This window comes from Streptomyces sp. NPDC127119 (assembly GCF_042677425.1).
Classification (GTDB): Bacteria; Actinomycetota; Actinomycetes; order Streptomycetales; family Streptomycetaceae; genus Streptomyces.
On sequence record NZ_JBHXTO010000002.1, the window covers coordinates 26571 to 43403 of the forward strand.

At 71.5% G+C, this 16833-nt stretch carries 12 protein-coding genes; 6 read left to right on the forward strand and 6 right to left on the reverse strand.

Going from position 1 to position 16833, the window contains the following annotated elements; all coding sequences use genetic code 11:
- Positions 1-19 precede the first annotated feature (19 nt).
- The 4 genes from ACFVH5_RS01165 to ACFVH5_RS01180 all read right to left on the reverse strand — a co-directional run bounded on the left by ACFVH5_RS01165 (position 20) and on the right by ACFVH5_RS01180 (position 5385).
- Positions 20-2482 (reverse strand): tetratricopeptide repeat protein, encoded by a 2463-nt coding sequence (locus ACFVH5_RS01165; RefSeq protein WP_385831048.1) that lies wholly within the window; start codon positions 2480-2482, stop codon positions 20-22.
- 104 nt (positions 2483-2586) lie between these two features.
- Positions 2587-2949 (reverse strand): cupin domain-containing protein, encoded by a 363-nt coding sequence (locus ACFVH5_RS01170; RefSeq protein WP_385831050.1) that lies wholly within the window; start codon positions 2947-2949, stop codon positions 2587-2589.
- Between the two features lie 124 nt (positions 2950-3073).
- Positions 3074-4576, reverse strand: a complete 1503-nt coding sequence (locus ACFVH5_RS01175; RefSeq protein WP_385831051.1) for a metallophosphoesterase family protein — start codon at positions 4574-4576, stop codon at positions 3074-3076.
- 392 nt (positions 4577-4968) lie between these two features.
- Positions 4969-5385, reverse strand: coding sequence for a RidA family protein (locus tag ACFVH5_RS01180; protein ID WP_385831053.1), 417 nt, complete (start codon positions 5383-5385; stop codon positions 4969-4971).
- 204 nt (positions 5386-5589) lie between these two features.
- Here ACFVH5_RS01180 and ACFVH5_RS01185 point away from each other — a divergent pair, with 204 nt between their 5' ends.
- The 5 genes from ACFVH5_RS01185 to ACFVH5_RS01205 all read left to right on the forward strand — a co-directional run bounded on the left by ACFVH5_RS01185 (position 5590) and on the right by ACFVH5_RS01205 (position 12443).
- A complete protein-coding gene (locus tag ACFVH5_RS01185; protein ID WP_384808233.1) occupies positions 5590-6072 on the forward strand; it encodes a cupin domain-containing protein in 483 nt (160 codons plus the stop codon).
- Positions 6069-6995 (forward strand): acyl-CoA thioesterase, encoded by a 927-nt coding sequence (locus ACFVH5_RS01190; protein WP_385831055.1) that lies wholly within the window; start codon positions 6069-6071, stop codon positions 6993-6995. Before ACFVH5_RS01185 ends, ACFVH5_RS01190 begins: the two co-directional genes overlap by 4 nt.
- 82 nt (positions 6996-7077) lie before the next feature.
- Positions 7078-8772, forward strand: coding sequence for an AMP-binding protein (locus tag ACFVH5_RS01195; RefSeq protein WP_385831057.1), 1695 nt, complete (start codon positions 7078-7080; stop codon positions 8770-8772).
- 13 nt (positions 8773-8785) lie between these two features.
- Positions 8786-11167 carry a bifunctional salicylyl-CoA 5-hydroxylase/oxidoreductase gene (locus ACFVH5_RS01200; protein ID WP_385831058.1) on the forward strand — a complete coding sequence of 794 codons (2382 nt, stop codon included), beginning with the start codon at positions 8786-8788 and terminating at the stop codon, positions 11165-11167.
- 187 nt (positions 11168-11354) lie between these two features.
- The gene (locus ACFVH5_RS01205; protein ID WP_385831060.1) at positions 11355-12443 is read left to right on the forward strand and encodes a hypothetical protein; all 1089 of its coding nucleotides are present in this window, start codon (positions 11355-11357) and stop codon (positions 12441-12443) included.
- Between the two features lie 22 nt (positions 12444-12465).
- Here ACFVH5_RS01205 and ACFVH5_RS01210 read toward each other — a convergent pair whose 3' ends face one another.
- Positions 12466-12888, reverse strand: coding sequence for a PPOX class F420-dependent oxidoreductase (locus tag ACFVH5_RS01210; protein WP_210893278.1), 423 nt, complete (start codon positions 12886-12888; stop codon positions 12466-12468).
- 130 nt (positions 12889-13018) lie between these two features.
- A complete protein-coding gene (locus ACFVH5_RS01215; protein ID WP_385831062.1) occupies positions 13019-13831 on the reverse strand; it encodes an SAM-dependent methyltransferase in 813 nt (270 codons plus the stop codon).
- A gap of 399 nt (positions 13832-14230) precedes the next feature.
- On the opposite strand from ACFVH5_RS01215, the gene ACFVH5_RS01220 reads away from it, so the two are divergent.
- Positions 14231-16783, forward strand: a complete 2553-nt coding sequence (locus tag ACFVH5_RS01220; RefSeq protein WP_385831064.1) for a beta-L-arabinofuranosidase domain-containing protein — start codon at positions 14231-14233, stop codon at positions 16781-16783.
- Positions 16784-16833 lie beyond the last annotated feature (50 nt).

Here is a 16833-nt window from a genome sequence, read left to right on the forward strand (position 1 = left end):
CCGCGTCGTGCCGCACCGGTCACTCGCGGGCCGTCCGGACGTTCTCGCCCCGCGTCGGCTGCGACTGATCCCGCGACTCCCGTGACTCCCGTGACTCCCGTGACTCCGGGGATCCTTGAGGCTTCCACGACCTCGGCGACCTCGGCGACCCCGGCGGCTTCTGCGATCCCTGCGACGGCGTGTGGGCGATCGAGCGCAGCCAGGCCGTCGCCCTCTTCCCGAGCCATGGGCTGTCCCGGTGGTGCCGGAAGGCGAGCGGGCGGACCGCGTAGGCACGGTCCAGCAGGGTCTCGGCGACGGCCCCGTCCTCCGCGGTGGCGGAACGGGCGGCCTGGTGGGCGAGGGTGAGATAGAGACGGGAGAGTTCTCTGCGCAGCCCGGGTTCGTCGGACGGGAGTCCCAGCCGTGCGTCGGCGTCCGCGGCGAGCCCGGCCAGCCCCGCCGCGTCGATCGCACCCCGGGCGAGGGCGCCCCGTACCGCCTCCCACACCTCCGCCGTCATACGGACCCGGGCCTGTTCGTCCGTCAGCCCGTGCGCGTGGAACAGCCGGGCCAGCCTGGCCAGCACCTCGCGGAGCCGGTCGGCGGCCTCGTCCGGGCGTTCGGCGGTGCGCGCGTGCTCGACGCCGACGCGTACGGCGGCCGTCCGCGCGGCGGTCCGGTGCCGTGAGTGCTGCGGCACCGCGTCCAGGGCCCGTACGGCGTCGTCCCACGCGGGCTCCCCGCCCAGCGCGAGCCGGGCGCGCGCCGCGCCGAACGCGGCGCTGCCGAGGGAGGGGTTGCGCAGCCGGACCGCCTCGTAGAACGTCAGCGCCTCCTGCCAGCGGCCGAGGCGCTCGGCGCAGTAGCCGAGGGCCAGTTTCGGCGCGTACTCGCCCGGGATCGCCGCGAACACCTCGTCGAAGTGGCGCCGGGCCGCCCCGACCCGGTCCTGGCCGAGCGCGAGCAGACCGCGGTGCCAGCCGAGCCGCCAGTCGTGAGGGGCGTGCTCGGCGCCGATCAGGGTCTCGGCGGACCGCAGCTCCCGTTCGGCGGCCGAGATGCCGCCCGCTGCGCTGCGCAACCGCAGCCGGCAGCGCAGCAGCAGGACCTCCGGCGAGTCCCGCCAGTCCCCGGTGTGCTGCAGGAGCGCCTCGGGAGCGGCGTCGGCCAGCCTGCTCAGCTCGGCGTGGTGGAGGTCCTGCGGATCGGGCCGCGGCACGGGCAGCCGGCTGGCGACCTCGGCGGGCGAAGGCGGCGCGTACGGGGCGGGCGCGTCCGGTGCGGCCCACCGGGTGACGGGCGGTGCCGAACCGAGGGCCGCGTCGAGCGCGTACGGCGACTGGAAGAAGAGCGGGGACGGCTCGAAGGTCTCAAGGCCGGTCCGCAGCGACCGCAACTCCCGGAAGACACCGCGCAGTTGTTCCTCCATCTCGCGCGCGGTGGCGAACCGTTCGGCCCGTTCGGCGCGGGTGGCGCGATGCAGGACCCGGGCCAGCGACACCAGTCCGAGTCCGTGGGGAGGGGGTGCCGTCATGGGGGGCGTCCCGGGGGTCCGGGGGGTGCCGCCCACACCCGGTGACTCCGGTGGACTGGTCGTCGTGCCGGTCGCCGGGCCCGTCGTCGGGCTGATCATGTCCAGGCGGCCCAGCTCCGCCAGGTCGTCGGGGCAGCGCCCCAGTCCGCTCAGCCGCCGCAGGGTCTCCCCGAGGCTGAACAGGTCGTCCTGGCCGGTGGACTGCCCGTTCGGGCCGACGGTCGGGGCCCGGAATCCCTCCGTGGTGTGGCCGGGCAGCCCGGCCGAGCGGACGCTCCCCACATCGATGATCTTCGTGGCGGTGCCGTCGTGCATCACGTTGTCCGGCTTGAGGTCGCCGTAGACCTTGCCGGGCCGGTCGGCGTGCAGATGCCCGAGAGCGGCCAGGATCCTCACCCCGTAGGCGAGTACGAACTCGTGGAAGCGACCGTCGCCGAACTCGGCCGGGTTCACCTGGACCCGCGCCCGCACCTCTTCGAGCGTGAGCCCGTCCACGTACTGCAGGACGAGGAAGTCGCCGACCTCCGGATGGTGTCCGTAGTTGAAGACACGGATGATGTCGCCGTGGCTGAGATCGACCAGGGCCCGCCGCTCCTGGGCGAGGGCGCCCGACGAGGCCGCCGCCTGCTGCGGGTGGAGGATCTTGATGGCGACCTCGCGGTTGTCGACCTTGGTGTCGAGCGCGAGATAGACCTCGCCCATGCCGCCATAACCCAGCGGCCGGATCAGCCGGTACTGGCCCGCGAGCAGCCGCCCCGAGGGAAGGGGCAGTTCCTCCCGGCCGCCGCCGTGGGAAGCCGCCCGGTCCAGCAGGGTGATCGACGGCAGCAGCACGGGGTCGGGGCTCTCCTCGGGCAGGACGACGTGCGCGGCCCGCAGAATCGGCGACGAGACCACGAGCGGGCCGAACGACGCGCTGGACTCCGGCGGTTCACCGGTCGTCCCGCTGCCCGCTGCCCCCTCCATGCGACCCCAGAATAGACGCGGCGGCTCCGAATGACCCCGTGCCGAGGGGGAGATGATGTGTCGGAGTCGACCGGGGCGCCGGTCAGGGAGGGATCAGCCGGGGGTCAGTCGGTGGCCTTCGCGTACTCCTGTGCCATGCCTCCGGCGAAGTCGAACACCACGGTGGGTTCGTCCCCCACGACCCAGGCGTCGTGGCCGGGCGGGCAGATGAAGACGTCTCCGGGGCCGACCTCGCCCTCGGCGCCGTCGTCCATCCGGATCCGCATGCGGCCCTGAAGGACGTAACCGTTGTGGTGGACCTGGCAGCTCTCGGTGCCCGCGATCGGTCCCACGGACTCGGACCAGCGCCAGCCCGGCTCGAACGTCGCCACGGCGAAGTCGAGCCCGGTGAGGTGTACGGCCTCCAGGTGGCCGTGCGGGAAGTCCCGCCGTTCGTCCGGCTTCTCGACCGCCTTGATCTCCATCATGACGGTCCCTCCAATCCAGCGTGTCCAGCGGCCTCGGGGCCCTTCCTCCTCATCGTCCGCCCGCAAGCCGGGCGCCGCCATTCGGGGGAAAGGCGCCTTGTGGACCGCCATGGATCAGCACGCGTCACACGAGGGGGATGACCACCTCGTCCTCGACGGGTGGGTCGAGTTCCTGCGGCAGGTTCCCGGTCGCCGAGAAGCAGCGCAGCCGCACCGACTCGGGGCTGACGTCCAGGCGCAGGAAGCACTTGAAGAACGGCGGACTGTACGTCGCCGACCCCGGCGAGAAGAGCCGGGTGTAGGCCTTGCGCACCGGCAGGCGCATGCGTGAGGTGCGGTCGGGACGGCCGCCGGCGCCCAGCAGGCTCGCGACGAGGCGGGTGCGCCGGGTGACCCGGGCGGACCCGGCCCTGGCCGCCCGGGTCGGGGGGATGCCGAGACGTTCGGAGACGACGGCGGTCGCCTGGTCCTCGGTGAGCGTGAAGAAGCGCCGCATCCGCAGTCGGCGCCCGTACAGACCGCTGTAGAAGGCCAGTGAGTCGCCGCGCAGCGGATAGCAGCGGAAGTCGTCCTCGGTGACCCCGGCGACGGAGACGCGCGGCATGGTGTGGGTGGCGTGCATGAAGGCCCCGCCGCCACCGGCGACCACGTACTGGATGGTGCGGCCGTCCACCGCCACCGGGTAGCGCTGGTAGTTGTGGATGTCACCGCCTATCGCGGCCACGTAGTGGTGGGCGGGATCGCGCACGATGTCGTCGACCGTGCCGCCGCCGTCGATGGCGCAGGGGTGGTGCTCGGCGTCCACGTACAAGGGGGAGCCGGTGACGAGGATCTTGGGCGTGTCGCCCTTGGAGACCTCGCGGAGCCAGCGGCCCTGCTCGGCGTCGAGGGTTCCGAGCAGTCCGGTGTCGATGCCTATGATCCGTACCGGGCCCGCGTCGATGGCCCAGTACGGGCCCGGCTGGACGGCCTGCTGGGCGGGGGCCGAGCGCAACTTCCTCGCCTCTGCCAGGCGTTGTTCGTCGGGGGCGCGGGGCTTGTGCCACAGGAGTGAGCGCCACCAGGCCGACGACAGGGGGCGGGGCCGGGGCTGCGGGGGGAGGGGCTGCGCGTCGCAGAAGACGCGCATGAAGCCGTCCAGGTCCTCGTACCAGTCGTGGTTGCCGGGTATCGCGTAGATCGGCGCCTGGTAGTCCTGGTACGGGCGGAAGAACTTCGTGCCGTAGTCGTCGGTGGCGCCCACCGGGTAGATCACGTCGCTGGCGAGTACGGCGAACTCGGTGCCCTGACCGGCTTTCAGGAAACCGGGCACGACCGCGTACTGGGGGTCGTCGCCCTCGCCGGTGTCCCCGATCACCATGAACGAGAAGCGGTCCGGGGCGGGGTGTCCGATCACCTTGTCGGGCGGGGCTCCGGCGGCCGTCCGTTGCTCCACCCAGCGGTTGCGGGTGCGGGCCGTCGGGTCGCCGAAGAGGGAAGCCAGTGTGCCGTTGCGGGCGGGCCAGAGGGTTTTGGGGTTGACCCAGGACAATTCCTCGGTCCGTTGCGGCATCAGGAGCGGGTACGCGCCGCGTTCGGTGTCGCCCCAGCCTGCGCCGGCCGCGGTGTCGCGTGAAGAGTCGGACATCCACGAACGTTAGCAATGCGGTTGCCCTGGCCGGTGGTTGGGCGGGGGGATCTTCGTCTGCGGGCCGACTGCGGTTGGCCGCGCAGTTCCCCGCGCCCCTTGAAGGCGCCCGGGGGCGCGGGGTTGCTTCTCGCGTGCGGGCCGGTGGGGGCCGGTCGCGCAGTTCCCCGCGCCCCTTAAAGGCGGGTGGGGGTGCGGAGTTGTTTTGTCCGCGGGCCGGTGGGGGCTGATCGCGCGGTTCCTCGCGCCCCTAAAGGCGCTCGGCCGGTGGGCGCGGCGTTCCTCGCTGTGCTTGAAGGCAGGGGGCGGGTCCGGGTTTTTCAGGGGCGCGGGGAACTGCGCAGTCTTTGGCGGGGGCCGGACGGTGGCGCGGGTTCAGGACGGTGGGGCGGTCACACGCGGAGCGTCAGGCGGGCGTCCGGGATCACGGCCACGCCCGTGATCTCGATCATCGCTTCCGGTTGCCACAGCGCCGCGCAGCCGATCCCGGCCATCGCCGGATACACCGGCCCCGCAAGCTCCCGCCACACCCTCCCGATCTCCTTGCCGTGGGCCTGGTAGTCGGGGATGTCGGTGAGGTAGATCGTCACGCTCACCAGATCCCCCGGCTCCCCACCCACCTCGCGCAGCGTCGTCAGCACGTTGCCGAACGCCTGGCGGAACTGCTCGACGATCCCACCCGGCACGATCTTCATGTTCGCGTCGAGAGCGGTCTGCCCGCCCAGATGCAGCGTGTTCCCCGCGAGCGTTCCGTGCGAGTAGCCACGGGGCGTCGGCAGCGCTCCCGGGTTCACGGCGATGGGAGTCACGTGGCCTCCGTGGGTTCGGGGAGGACGGCCCGCTCCGAGGGGCCGTCTCCGGTCGCGTACGGCATGCTGTATTGACAATAAATGACGGTCGTGAAAAAAACGAGATACCACACGAACCGCGCCACCGATGACCCGCCGATCACCCACCGATCAGCCACGATCACCCGCTCCCGAAGCCGCCCGACCGGAACGGAGCCAGCCCCCATGGAGCCCGACCTCAGCAAGTACCGCCTGGAGGGTGACGCCTCGATGTACCGGCTGCCCAGCGGGATCGTCGCTCCCGTGGTGACGCGCGCCGGATCGGAGAGCGGAAACACCGCCGACTCCGGCGGGGCCGTCCGGATCTCGGGCGTCAGCATCCAGCACACCCCCGCCACGAAGCTGTGGTTCGGCAAGGTCAGCAACGACCCCGGCTACCGCTCGGTCACCCACCACCACGGCGAGGCCGAGACCGGCGGTTATGTCCTGTCGGGGCGGGCCCGCATCTACTTCGGCGAGAAGTTCGAGGACTACGTCGACATGTCGGAGGGCGACTGGGTCTTCGTCCCGCCGTTCATGCCGCACATCGAGTGCAACCTCTCCCGCAGCGAGCCGCTGACCTGGATGACCACCCGGACGCCGGAGAACATCGTCGTCAACCTGACCGACGTCCCCGACGCCGACCTGCGCGACTGGCTCGACCGGTGACGCCGGGTCCCGGACCGGCGCCGGGCCGTACGCCGCCGACCTCGGCCTTCTTCACCGACGCCGTCACGCTCACGCCCACCCCGCCCGAGCACTTCGACCTGGCCTTCACCGCCGTCACCCAGCCCTGCCCCTGGCCCAAGGCGTACGGCGGCGACCTGGTCGCGGCGGCGGCAGCGGCGGCCATGCGGTCGGTGACCGACGCCAAGACGCTGCACTCGATGCACAGCTACTTCCTGCGCCCCGCCGACATCGGCGCCGAGGTGCGCTACGAGGTGGAGGTGCTGCGCGACGGCCGCGGCTACAGCACCCGGCAGGTACGCGGCTACCAGAACGGCAAACCCCTCTACGTCTGCCTGGCCAACTTCGCCGCGGGGGAGCCCGGCGGAGCCTTCCACGCGGAGTTCGCGGAGGTCGTCCCCGACCCGGAGGACCTGCCCAGTTCGGCGGTGTACCTCGAAGAGCGCAGCGGCGGCTCGATGACCGACGAGTCGAAGGCCTACTGGTCCGCCGGCCGCAGCTTCGACATGCGGCACGTGCCCGGCCCGGTCTACCTCACCGTCGAGGGCAAACGGCTGCCGCAACAGGCGCTCTGGGTGCGGCCCTTCGACAGGCTGCGTACCGTCGAGGGACTGACCGAAGCCCAACGGGACCTGGCCGCATTGGCGTACGTCTGCGACTACACGATCCTCGAACCCGTCCTGCGCGTACTGGACCTGGCCTGGGCCGACCCCGGGCTCGTCACCGCAAGCCTCGACCACGCCATGTGGTTCCACCGCTCCGGGCCGGTCGGCGACTGGCTCCTCTACGTCCAGGAAGCGGTCGCCGCCGACGCGGGCCGCGGACTGGGCACCGGCCGCTTCTTCACCCGCGACCACCGTCACCTGGCCACCGTCGTCCAGGAGGGCATGATCCGCCCCGCCTGATCCGCCGCCCGGCACGGCACGGCCTCGTCCGGTACCGAGCGGCCCCGCCCGGCACCGACGGGCTCCCGGAAGGACTCCTCCGTTGACTCTTCCGCCACCGCTCCCACCGCGCCCCTCCCGGCCACCGTCCTCCTCGGCGTACGAGGACACCTTCGCCCGCGACCATCTCCCGCCCGCCCACCTGTGGCCGACGATCGAGTTCGCCACGCCCGCACTGCGCCACCCGGAACGGCTCAACGCCGCCACCGAACTCATCGACCGCCCCACGTCCGCGTTCGGGGCCGACCGCCCGGCACTGCGCACACCGACCGGGGAGACCTGGACCTACGGGGAGCTGAGGACCCGCGCCAACCAGGTGGCCCAGGTGCTCACCGAGGACCTCGGCCTGGTCCCGGGACAGCGGGTCCTCCTCCGCTCGCCCAACACACCGTGGACCGTGGCGAGTTGGCTCGGCGTGCTCAAGGCCGGGGGAGTCGTCGTCACCGTCATGGCCGCACTGCGCGCCCGCGAGATCGCCCCGGTCGCCGAACGGACCCTGCCCGCCCTCGCCCTGGTCGACCACCGCTGCGCCGAGGACGTCCGTGTCGTACGCGACACCGTGCTGCCCTCGCTGAAGGTCGTCGAGTTCGGCGGCACCGGGCCGGGCGATCTCGTGGTCCGCGCCTCGGCGAAGTCCGGCGAGTTCACCGCCGTGGACACCGCCGCCGACGACGTGGCACTCCTCGCGCCGACCTCCGGCAGCACCGGCACCCCCAAGATCACCATGCACTTCCACCGGGACGTCCTGGCCATCGACGACACCTTCGGCCGGCAGGTGCTGCGCCTGCTCCCGGACGACCTGGTGGCCTGCAGCGCCCCCTTCGCCTTCACCTTCGGCCTCGGCATGCTCGTCGTCTTCCCGTTGCGGGCCGGCGCCTGCGCCCTGCTGACCGAGACCGTGACCCCGCCGGGCATGGCGGAACTCGTCGAACGGCAGGGCGTCACCGTGCTCGCGACGGCGCCCACGGCGTACAAGGCGATCCTGCGCGAGGGCCGCGAACAGCAGCTCGCCGGGCTGCGTGTCGGCGTCTCGGCCGGCGAACACATACCGGTCGGCACCTGGGAGCAGCTGCGCGACCGCATCGGACTGCGGGTCGTCGACGGGATCGGCGCCACCGAACTGCTGCACATCTTCATCTCGGCGGCCGGTGACGACATCCGCCCCGGAGCCACCGGAAAACCGGTACCGGGTTTCCGCGCCACGATCCTCGGCCCGGACGGCACGGAGCTGGGCCCGGGCGAGCCGGGCAGGCTGGGCGTCATCGGCCCGGTCGGCTGCCGCTACCTCGACGACGAACGCCAGAAGGACTACGTCGTCAACGGCTGGAACGTCACCGGTGACGTCTTCCACCGCGACGAGGACGGCTACTTCCACTACCACGCCCGCGGCGACAACATGATCGTCTCCTCCGGCTACAACATAGGCGGCCCCGAGGTGGAGGCCGCCATAGACACCCACCCCGACGTCCTGGAGTGCGCCGTCGTCGGCCGGAGCGACGCCGAACGCGGCGAGGTCGTCTGCGCCTTCGTCGTCCTGCGGGACGGCGTGAGCGGTGACGCGGCCAAGGCCAAGGAGATCCAGGACCACGTCAAGCAGGTCATCGCGCCCTACAAGTACCCGCGGGACGTGCGGTTCCGCACGTCCCTGCCACGCAACGCCAGCGGCAAACTGCAGCGTTTCGCACTCCGCGCGGCCGTCGAGGACGAACAGGCCGCGGCGGCCGCCGGCGAGCACTGAAAGAGGAACCCCCGTGAAGATCGCGATCGTTGGCGGTGGCCCCGGCGGCCTCTACTTCGCCGCTCTCATGAAACAGCTCGACCCGGCTCATGAGATCACCGTGTGGGAGCGCAACGCCCCGGACGACACCTTCGGCTTCGGCGTGGTGTTCTCCGACGAGACGCTCGGCGGCATCGAGAACGCGGACCGTGAGTTCGCCGATGCCATGGCCCGGCGCTTCGCGCGCTGGACCGACATCGACATCCACTACCGCGGCCGGACCCACACCGTGGGCGGCCAGGGCTTCGCCGCGATGGGCCGCCGGGAACTGCTCGGGCTGCTCCAGCGCCGCTGCCACGACCTCGGTGTGCGCGTCCGCTTCTCCATGGCCGCCCCCGACACCGACGCCCTGCGGACCTCGTACGACCTCGTGGTGGGCGCGGACGGGGTCAACTCGCAGGTCAGGGCCGCTCATTCGGACATCTTCCGTCCCACGCTGGACCAGCGGCACAACAAATACATGTGGCTGGGCACGGACCGGGTCTTCGAGGCGTTCCAGTTCTTCGTCAAGCAGACGGAGTGGGGGACCATGCAGGTGCACGGCTACCCCTACTCCGAGTCCGGCTCCACCTTCATCGTCGAGATGCACGAGGACGTGTGGCGCCGGGCCGGCTTCGACGCCGGCGAGGAGACCGTGTTCCCGCCGGGTGCCTCCGACGAGCGGGCCGTCGAGCGCGTCCGCGGGCTCTTCGCCGAGGAACTGGCCGGGCACCGGGTGTTCGCCAACAACTCGAAGTGGCTCGGCTTCACCACCGTACGCAACGAGCGCTGGCACCACGGCAATCTCGTCCTCGTCGGGGACGCCGCGCACACCGCGCACTTCTCGATCGGATCGGGCACCAAACTGGCGATGGAGGACTCCCTCGCCCTCGCCGCGTGCCTGCACGAACACCCGGACACCGGGAGCGCGTTGGCGGCGTACGAGGCGGAGAGACGCCCCGTCGTCGAGTCCACGCAGCGGGCCGCCCAGGCCTCCCTGGAGTGGTTCGAGAACATCGGCATGTACGCCCACCAGGAGCCGACCCAGTTCTGCTTCAACCTGCTGACCCGGTCCCGCCGCATCACGTACGACAACCTCCGCACCCGCGACCAGGAGTTCGCCGACCGGGTCGACGCGGCCTTCGCGGCCTCCCAGGGTCTGCCGGAGACCGCTCCGGCGATGTTCCAGCCCTTTCGCCTCGGGGAGCTGGAGCTGAAGAACCGGGTGATCGTGTCCCCGATGGACATGTACTCGGCCGTCGACGGCGTACCCGGCGACTTCCACCTCGTCCACCTCGGCTCGAAGGCGATGGGCGGCGCCGGACTGGTCATGACGGAGATGGTGTGCGTGTCGCCCGAGGGCCGCATCACCCCCGGCTGCACGGGACTGTGGAGCGACGAACAGCGCGACTCGTGGGAGCGGATCGTGTCCTTCGTCCACGAGCGCAGCTCCGCCCGGATCGGGCTCCAGCTCGGTCACTCCGGCCGCAAGGGCTCCACCCGGATCATGTGGGAGGGCATGGACGACCCGCTGCCGGACGGCAACTGGGAGCCCGTCGGCCCCTCTCCGCTGCCGTACGGCCCCGGATCGGCCGTTCCCCGCGAGCTGGACCGTGCCGGCCTGGACGCCCTGGTCGCCGACTTCGTCGCCGCCGCCCGCCGCGGCGCCGAGGCGGGGTTCGACCTCCTCGAACTCCACTGCGCCCACGGCTACCTGCTGTCCTCGTTCCTCTCACCGACGGCGAACCACCGCACCGACGAGTACGGCGGTCCGCTGCGCGACCGGCTCCGGTTCCCCCTGGAGGTCTTCGACGCGGTCCGTGCCGCCTGGCCCGCCGAGCGGCCGATGATCGTACGGATCTCCGCGTCGGACTGGGTTCCGGACGGCAACACCGAGCACGACGCCGTGGAGATCGCCCGCGCCTTCGTCGCCCACGGCGCGGACGCGATCGACGTCTCCTCCGGGCAGGTCACCCAGGACGAGCGTCCCGCGTACGGCCGCTCGTACCAGACGCCGTTCGCCGACCGCATCCGCCACGAGGTCGCGGCGGCCACCGGCACGGCCGTCATCGCGGTCGGGGCCATCGCGTCCTACGACGACGTGAACTCGATCCTCCTCGCCGGCCGCGCCGACCTGTGCGCCCTCGGCCGCACCCACCTCTACGATCCGCACTGGACGCTGCACGCGGCGGCCGAGCAGGAGTACAGGGACAGCGCCGGCCAGTGGCCGCTCCCGTACCGGGCCGGCGCCCGCAAACCCCCCAGCGCACGCACCGACGCCGTCCGCCCACGGCTCTCCCTGCTGCGGGCCGAGGACCCCGGACAGACCGTCCACCTGCGCTGGACCCCGCCCAGGAAACCGGCCGCCGTCTCCTGAGGACGAGCCACCGCGCACCGCTCCCACCTGACCGGAAAAGGACCCCCCACTACGTCATGTGACGCATTGACCCCAATGCTCCGTCACGGTTGCATGCTTCAGGACCTCCGGCGGGGAGCCGGAGGGCACGGTGTGCCGAGTGCGGGGGGAAACGATGATGCGTACGGGCTGGGGCGCCACACGACGTGTGAGAGTCGCCGTGGGTGTGACGGTCGCGGTCTGCGCGGTCACGGCGGTGCTGCCGGGAGCCGCCTCCGCCGAGCCCGCGCGCGGCGCGGGAACCGTGGGCGCGCGCGGAGCCGGAGTCGAGCGGGTCAGTGTCGCGTCCGACGGCACGCAGGGCGACGGCGGCTCGGCCGGCGGCACGATCACGTCCGACGGCCGGCGGATCGCCTTCTCGTCGGTGGCGCAGAACCTCACGACCGGCTCCCCGACGACCTATGAAAAGGTGTTCGTGCGCGACCGGCGGACGAACGAGACCCTGCGGATGAGCACCAGTGCGCCCCCGGTCCAGCGGCACCCGGTGATCAGCGGCGACGGGGAGTACATCGCCCACTGGGGGCTGATACAGCGGGACACGAAGACGTTCCTGTCCCAGCTGAGGTCGCAGGGCACGATCGGCATCAACTGTCCCGGCCTCAGCTGCAGTCAGCCGTCACTGAGCGAGGACGGCCGCTACCTCGTGCAGGTCGGCACCTCCGGGCGACCGGCGGTCAGGCAGCGCATCGAGGTGCAGGACTGGCACGCGAACACCACGCGGACCGTCTTCGAGTTCGACCACACCGCCCCGTCCCGGCCGTCCATCAGCGGCGACGGCCGCTTCGTCGCCTACCAGGACGGCCGGGCGCAGGACGTCTTCGTGTGGGACCGGACCGACGACACCTCAGCCGGCCCGATCGAGGGCCCGTCCGAGGCGGCGACACTCGTCCAGCTCAGCAGGGACGGCAGCAAGATCGTGTACCTCTCGGGCTCCGACACCCACGTCCAGGACGAGGCGTCGGGCACCGACCGGCTGGTGCCGGACGCGCGGGGCCTGGCCATCGATCCCACCGGCCGCTATCTGCTGTACGCCCCGCAGGACCCGAACGGACCGTCGCTCGTGCTGCGCGACCTGGTGACGGGCACCGACGAGACCGTCTCGGAGCAACCCGCCTCGGCCGGCACCGACGCCGTCAGCACCGGCGGGCGTGACGTGGTCTTCCATTCCGCGGCCGACGACATCGTGCCCGACGACACCAACGGCACGTCGGACGTGTTCGTCCGCCACTTCTACTGATGGCTCCGGCTCGCTCCGGCTGTTACGTCGAGGCCTGGTCGTTGTCCTTCAGCGCGCCCCAGCCGTGCCACCGGTCGACCTCGATGAAGGCGCTGACCCGGTCGCGGACGCGGTCGGGGTAGGCCTCACCGGTGTAGTGCCGGGAGATGCGGTCGATGTCGACCAGGCCCTCGTCGTCCTTCATGTCCGTCACCTGGCCCAAGAGGGTGACATGGGTGTACCAGTCGTCCCCGTCGAGGACGGTGAGCGTCACCCGGGGGTCGCGCCGCAGGTGTTTCAGGCGCACCCGGCCCAGGTCCATGCTGATCAGCGCGCGGTCGTCCTCCCACAGGTACCAGGTGGGTGTGGACACGGGCGCGCCGTCCGAACGCACCGTGGCGATGACGGCCGCGTTCGGGCGGCTCAGCAGTTCGACGGCCTCGGGCGGAAGCGGCGGCTTGGACATGTGCACTCCTCCATCTGGGCGGGCCCGCAGGGTGAGGACCTCCCGCGACTGCATCCTCGTGCCCCGCGTTCACCCCCGCCACTCGACGCTCCCGCCCTTCGGCGCCGCCGCCTCGGGCGGGTTCCTGCCGTCAGGGCTTCACGGCCACCGCGCCGAACTGCGGGACCGTGGCGGGGGAGCCGGTGCCGGGGTGCCAGTGCGTGCAGGAGACCAGGCCCGGTTCGAGGAACTCCAGACCGTCGAAGAAGGCGGTGACCTCCGCGCGGGTGCGGGCGGTGATCGGCGGGGTGGCGTTCTCGTTCCAGAACTTCATCGCCGCCACGTTGCCCTCGCCGCCGAGGTCGGGGTCGGTGGTGGGGTGGGTGAGGACCAGGTAGCTGCCGGGCGGGACCGCCGCCAGGATCTGACGCACGATGTCCTGGGCCTTGTCGGTGTCGAGGACGAAGTTGAGGATGCCCAGCATCATCACCGCGACGGGCCGGTCGAGGTCCAGGGTCGCCGAGGCTCGCTCGACGATGCCCTCGGGGTGGTGGACGTCGGCGTCGATGTAGTCGGTGGCGCCCTCGGGAGTGCTGGTCAGCAGGGTCCGCGCGTGGGCGAGCACGATCGGGTCGTTGTCGACGTACACGATGCGCGCGTCGGGTGCGGAGCGCTGGGCTATCTCGTGCGTGTTGTCCAGGGTCGGCAGACCGGTGCCGATGTCCAGGAACTGCCGTACCCCGTGCTCCTCGACCAACTGGCGGACCGCACGGCCGAGGAACTCCCGGTCGGCGCGGGCCACGTCGCGGATCACCGGGAACATTCCGGCGACCTGGTCGCCGACGGCCTGGTCGACCTCGTAGTTGTCCTTCCCGCCGATCCAGTAGTTCCAGACCCGGGCGTTGTGCGCCACCCCGGTGTTGAGTCTCCCGGAACCGCTGGACGGGGTCTGGTTCTCACTCATGTCTTTCCTCTCCCGGGCACCCGCGGACCCGCCGCGTGTGTCCTGGGCGTCTGCGGCCGCCGTGGCGGCACCGAACCGTCGTCCCCGCCATTCTGCCGCCTGTTGATCACGCCGTCCCGGTATTCCGGTCTGCCCGTCCGGCACATCCGGCGGACGGCCGGGCCCATGAGGCCGTGCCGTTCCGGCAACGGATGGCCCGCAGGGCCCCCTTGATCACTTTGAACGATTCAAATCAGAGGGCGTAGCTCTGACAACACCCCTTCGTGCGCGAACCCTTGACGCGTGTGGTGTGCACACTTACCGTCTCCCGCGGACGATGTAAAACGATTCAAGTTTCCTCGATTCGCCACCTCTGCTTTCCGTCTGGTACTTCCCCCTGCCCGGAAGGAGCACGGCGTCTTGCCCGCACCGCACGACATGCCACGCCCGTCCCGCCGCCAGATCCTGGCTGCCGCGTCCGCGGCGGCCACAGCCGCCTCGCTCGCCCCGTTCGCCGCGGAAGCGGCCGCGGCCGCGACGGCCGGACCGCGGTCGGTCCTCACCGCCTTCCGGCTGTCCGACGTCCGGCTGCTGGAGAGCCCGTTCCTCGCCAACATGCGGCGCACCTGCGCGTATCTGCTCTTCGTCGACACCGACAGGCTGCTGCACACCTTCCGGCTGAACGTGGGACTGCCCTCCACCGCCGAACCCTGCGGCGGCTGGGAGGCGCCGGGCATTCAACTGCGCGGCCACACCACCGGACACCTGCTCAGCGCGCTGGCCCAGGCGTACGCCAACACCGGCGACGACGCCTACGCGGCCAAGGCCCGTTCCCTGGTGTCCGCACTCGCCGAGTGCCAGCGGGCGGCCCCGGCGGCCGGGTACCACGCGGGATATCTGTCCGCGTTCCCCGAGTCCGTCTTCGACCAGTTGGAGGCGGGCGGCAAGCCCTGGGCCCCGTACTACACGCTCCACAAGATCATGGCGGGGCTGCTCGACCAGTACGAACTGGCGCGCAACAAGCAGGCGTTGGCCGTGCTGCTGGACATGGCGGCCTGGGTGGACGCCCGCACCGCGCCGCTCTCCACCGAGCGGATGCAGACGCTGCTGAAGGTCGAGTTCGGCGGCATGAACGACGTACTCGCCCGCCTCCACCTGCTGACGGGCGACCCGGCGCCGCTGCGGACCGCCCGGCGCTTCGACCACGAGGAGCTGTACGCCCCGCTGGCCGCAGGCCGGGACGAACTCGCGGGCCGCCACGCCAACACCGAGATCGCCAAGGTCGTGGGAGCGGTCCCGAGTTACGAGGCCACGGGCGAGAGGCGCTACCTCGACATCGCGGACCACTTCTGGACGACGGTCGTGCGGGACCATTCGTACGCCATCGGCGGCAACTCCAACCAGGAGCTGTTCGGGCCGCCCGACGAGATCGTGAGCCGCCTGTCCGAGGTGACCTGCGAGAACTGCAACAGCTACAACATGCTCAAGCTCGGCCGGCACCTGTTCCTGCACCGCCCCTCCCGCGCGGCGTACATGGACCACTACGAGTGGACGCTCCACAACCAGATGCTCGGGGAGCAGGATCCCGACTCCGCGCACGGGTTCGTCACCTACTACACCGGACTGTGGGCGGGTTCGGAGCGGCAGCCCAAAGGCGGCCTCGGCTCGGCGCCCGGCAGTTACAGCGGGGACTACGACAACTTCTCCTGCGACCACGGCTCGGGTCTGGAGACCCACACCAAGTTCGCCGACAGCATCTACTTCCGGGACCGTGACTCCCGCGGCCCCTCGCTGTACGTCAACCTGTTCATCCCCTCCGAACTGCGATGGCGGGACGTCGGTGTGACGATGCGTCAGAAAACCGACTACCCCAAAACCGACCGCACCCGCCTCACCGTCACCGGGGGAGACGCCCGCTTCACGCTGAGGCTGCGTGTCCCCGCGTGGGTTGCTGACAGCGGCCGGGAACCCCGGCTTGAGGTCAACGGCCGCCCCTTCCCGGGCCGGCTCAAGCCGGGCACGTACGCCGCCGTGGAACGGCACTGGCGTCCCGGGGACACCGTGGAACTCGTGCTGCCCCGACGGCCCGTCTGGCAGGCCGCCCCCGACAACCCGCAGGTGAAGTCGCTCTCGTACGGGCCTCTGGTCCTCGCGGGGGAGTACGGCGACACCGCGCTCGCCACCCTCCCCGTGATCCGGCCCGAGACCCTGCGCCCGGTGTCCGGCAGCGGCACGGCGTTCACCGCTCTCGCCGACGGGCGTCACGTGTCACTGCGTCCGTTCCACGAGGTGCACCACCAGCGCTACAACGTCTACTGGGCCGTGGAACCGCGGCCCGCACGCGAACGGGACATCGCGCGCTACCCCTTCGACGAGGGGACCGGCACCTCGGCGGCCGACCGTACCCGCACCTTCGCCGACGCGACCCTCGCGCCGGGTGCCACCTGGGCCGAGGCCGACGGCGTGCGGTCCGTGTCCCTGGACGGGAAGGGCGCCCACGTCGTCCTGCCGGCCGGACTGCCCGGCGGACTCGACGAACTGACCGTCAGCGTCCGGGTCCGCGTGGACACCCTGACCGCCTCCGCCCGCGTCTTCGACCTGGGTTACCACAAGGACACGTACCTGTTCCTGGCGGCGACCACCGGAGCGCGGCGCGCACGGGCCGCGCTGAAGATCGCCGGCATGGAGTCCGAGGACGTCGTCGACGCGGGCGGCCCGCTCCCCGCCGGCCGGTGGGTCCACGTGGCCCTCACCCTCGGCGGCGGCACAGGTGTCCTCTACCTCGACGGTGTCGAGGCGGGACGCAACGACGCCATGGTCGCGAGTCCGCTCCTGCTCGGCGCGAGCACCCGCAACTACCTGGGCCGCTCACAGAACACCACGCACCCCTATCTGCACGGCGCGGTCCGTGACTTCCGGCTGCACAACCGGGCCCTGAGCGCGTCCGAGGCGGCGCGCCTGGCGGCCGGCTGACCTGCTGTCTCCGGTGCTCCACCAAGCATCGGCCCCCCCATCGCCCCGAT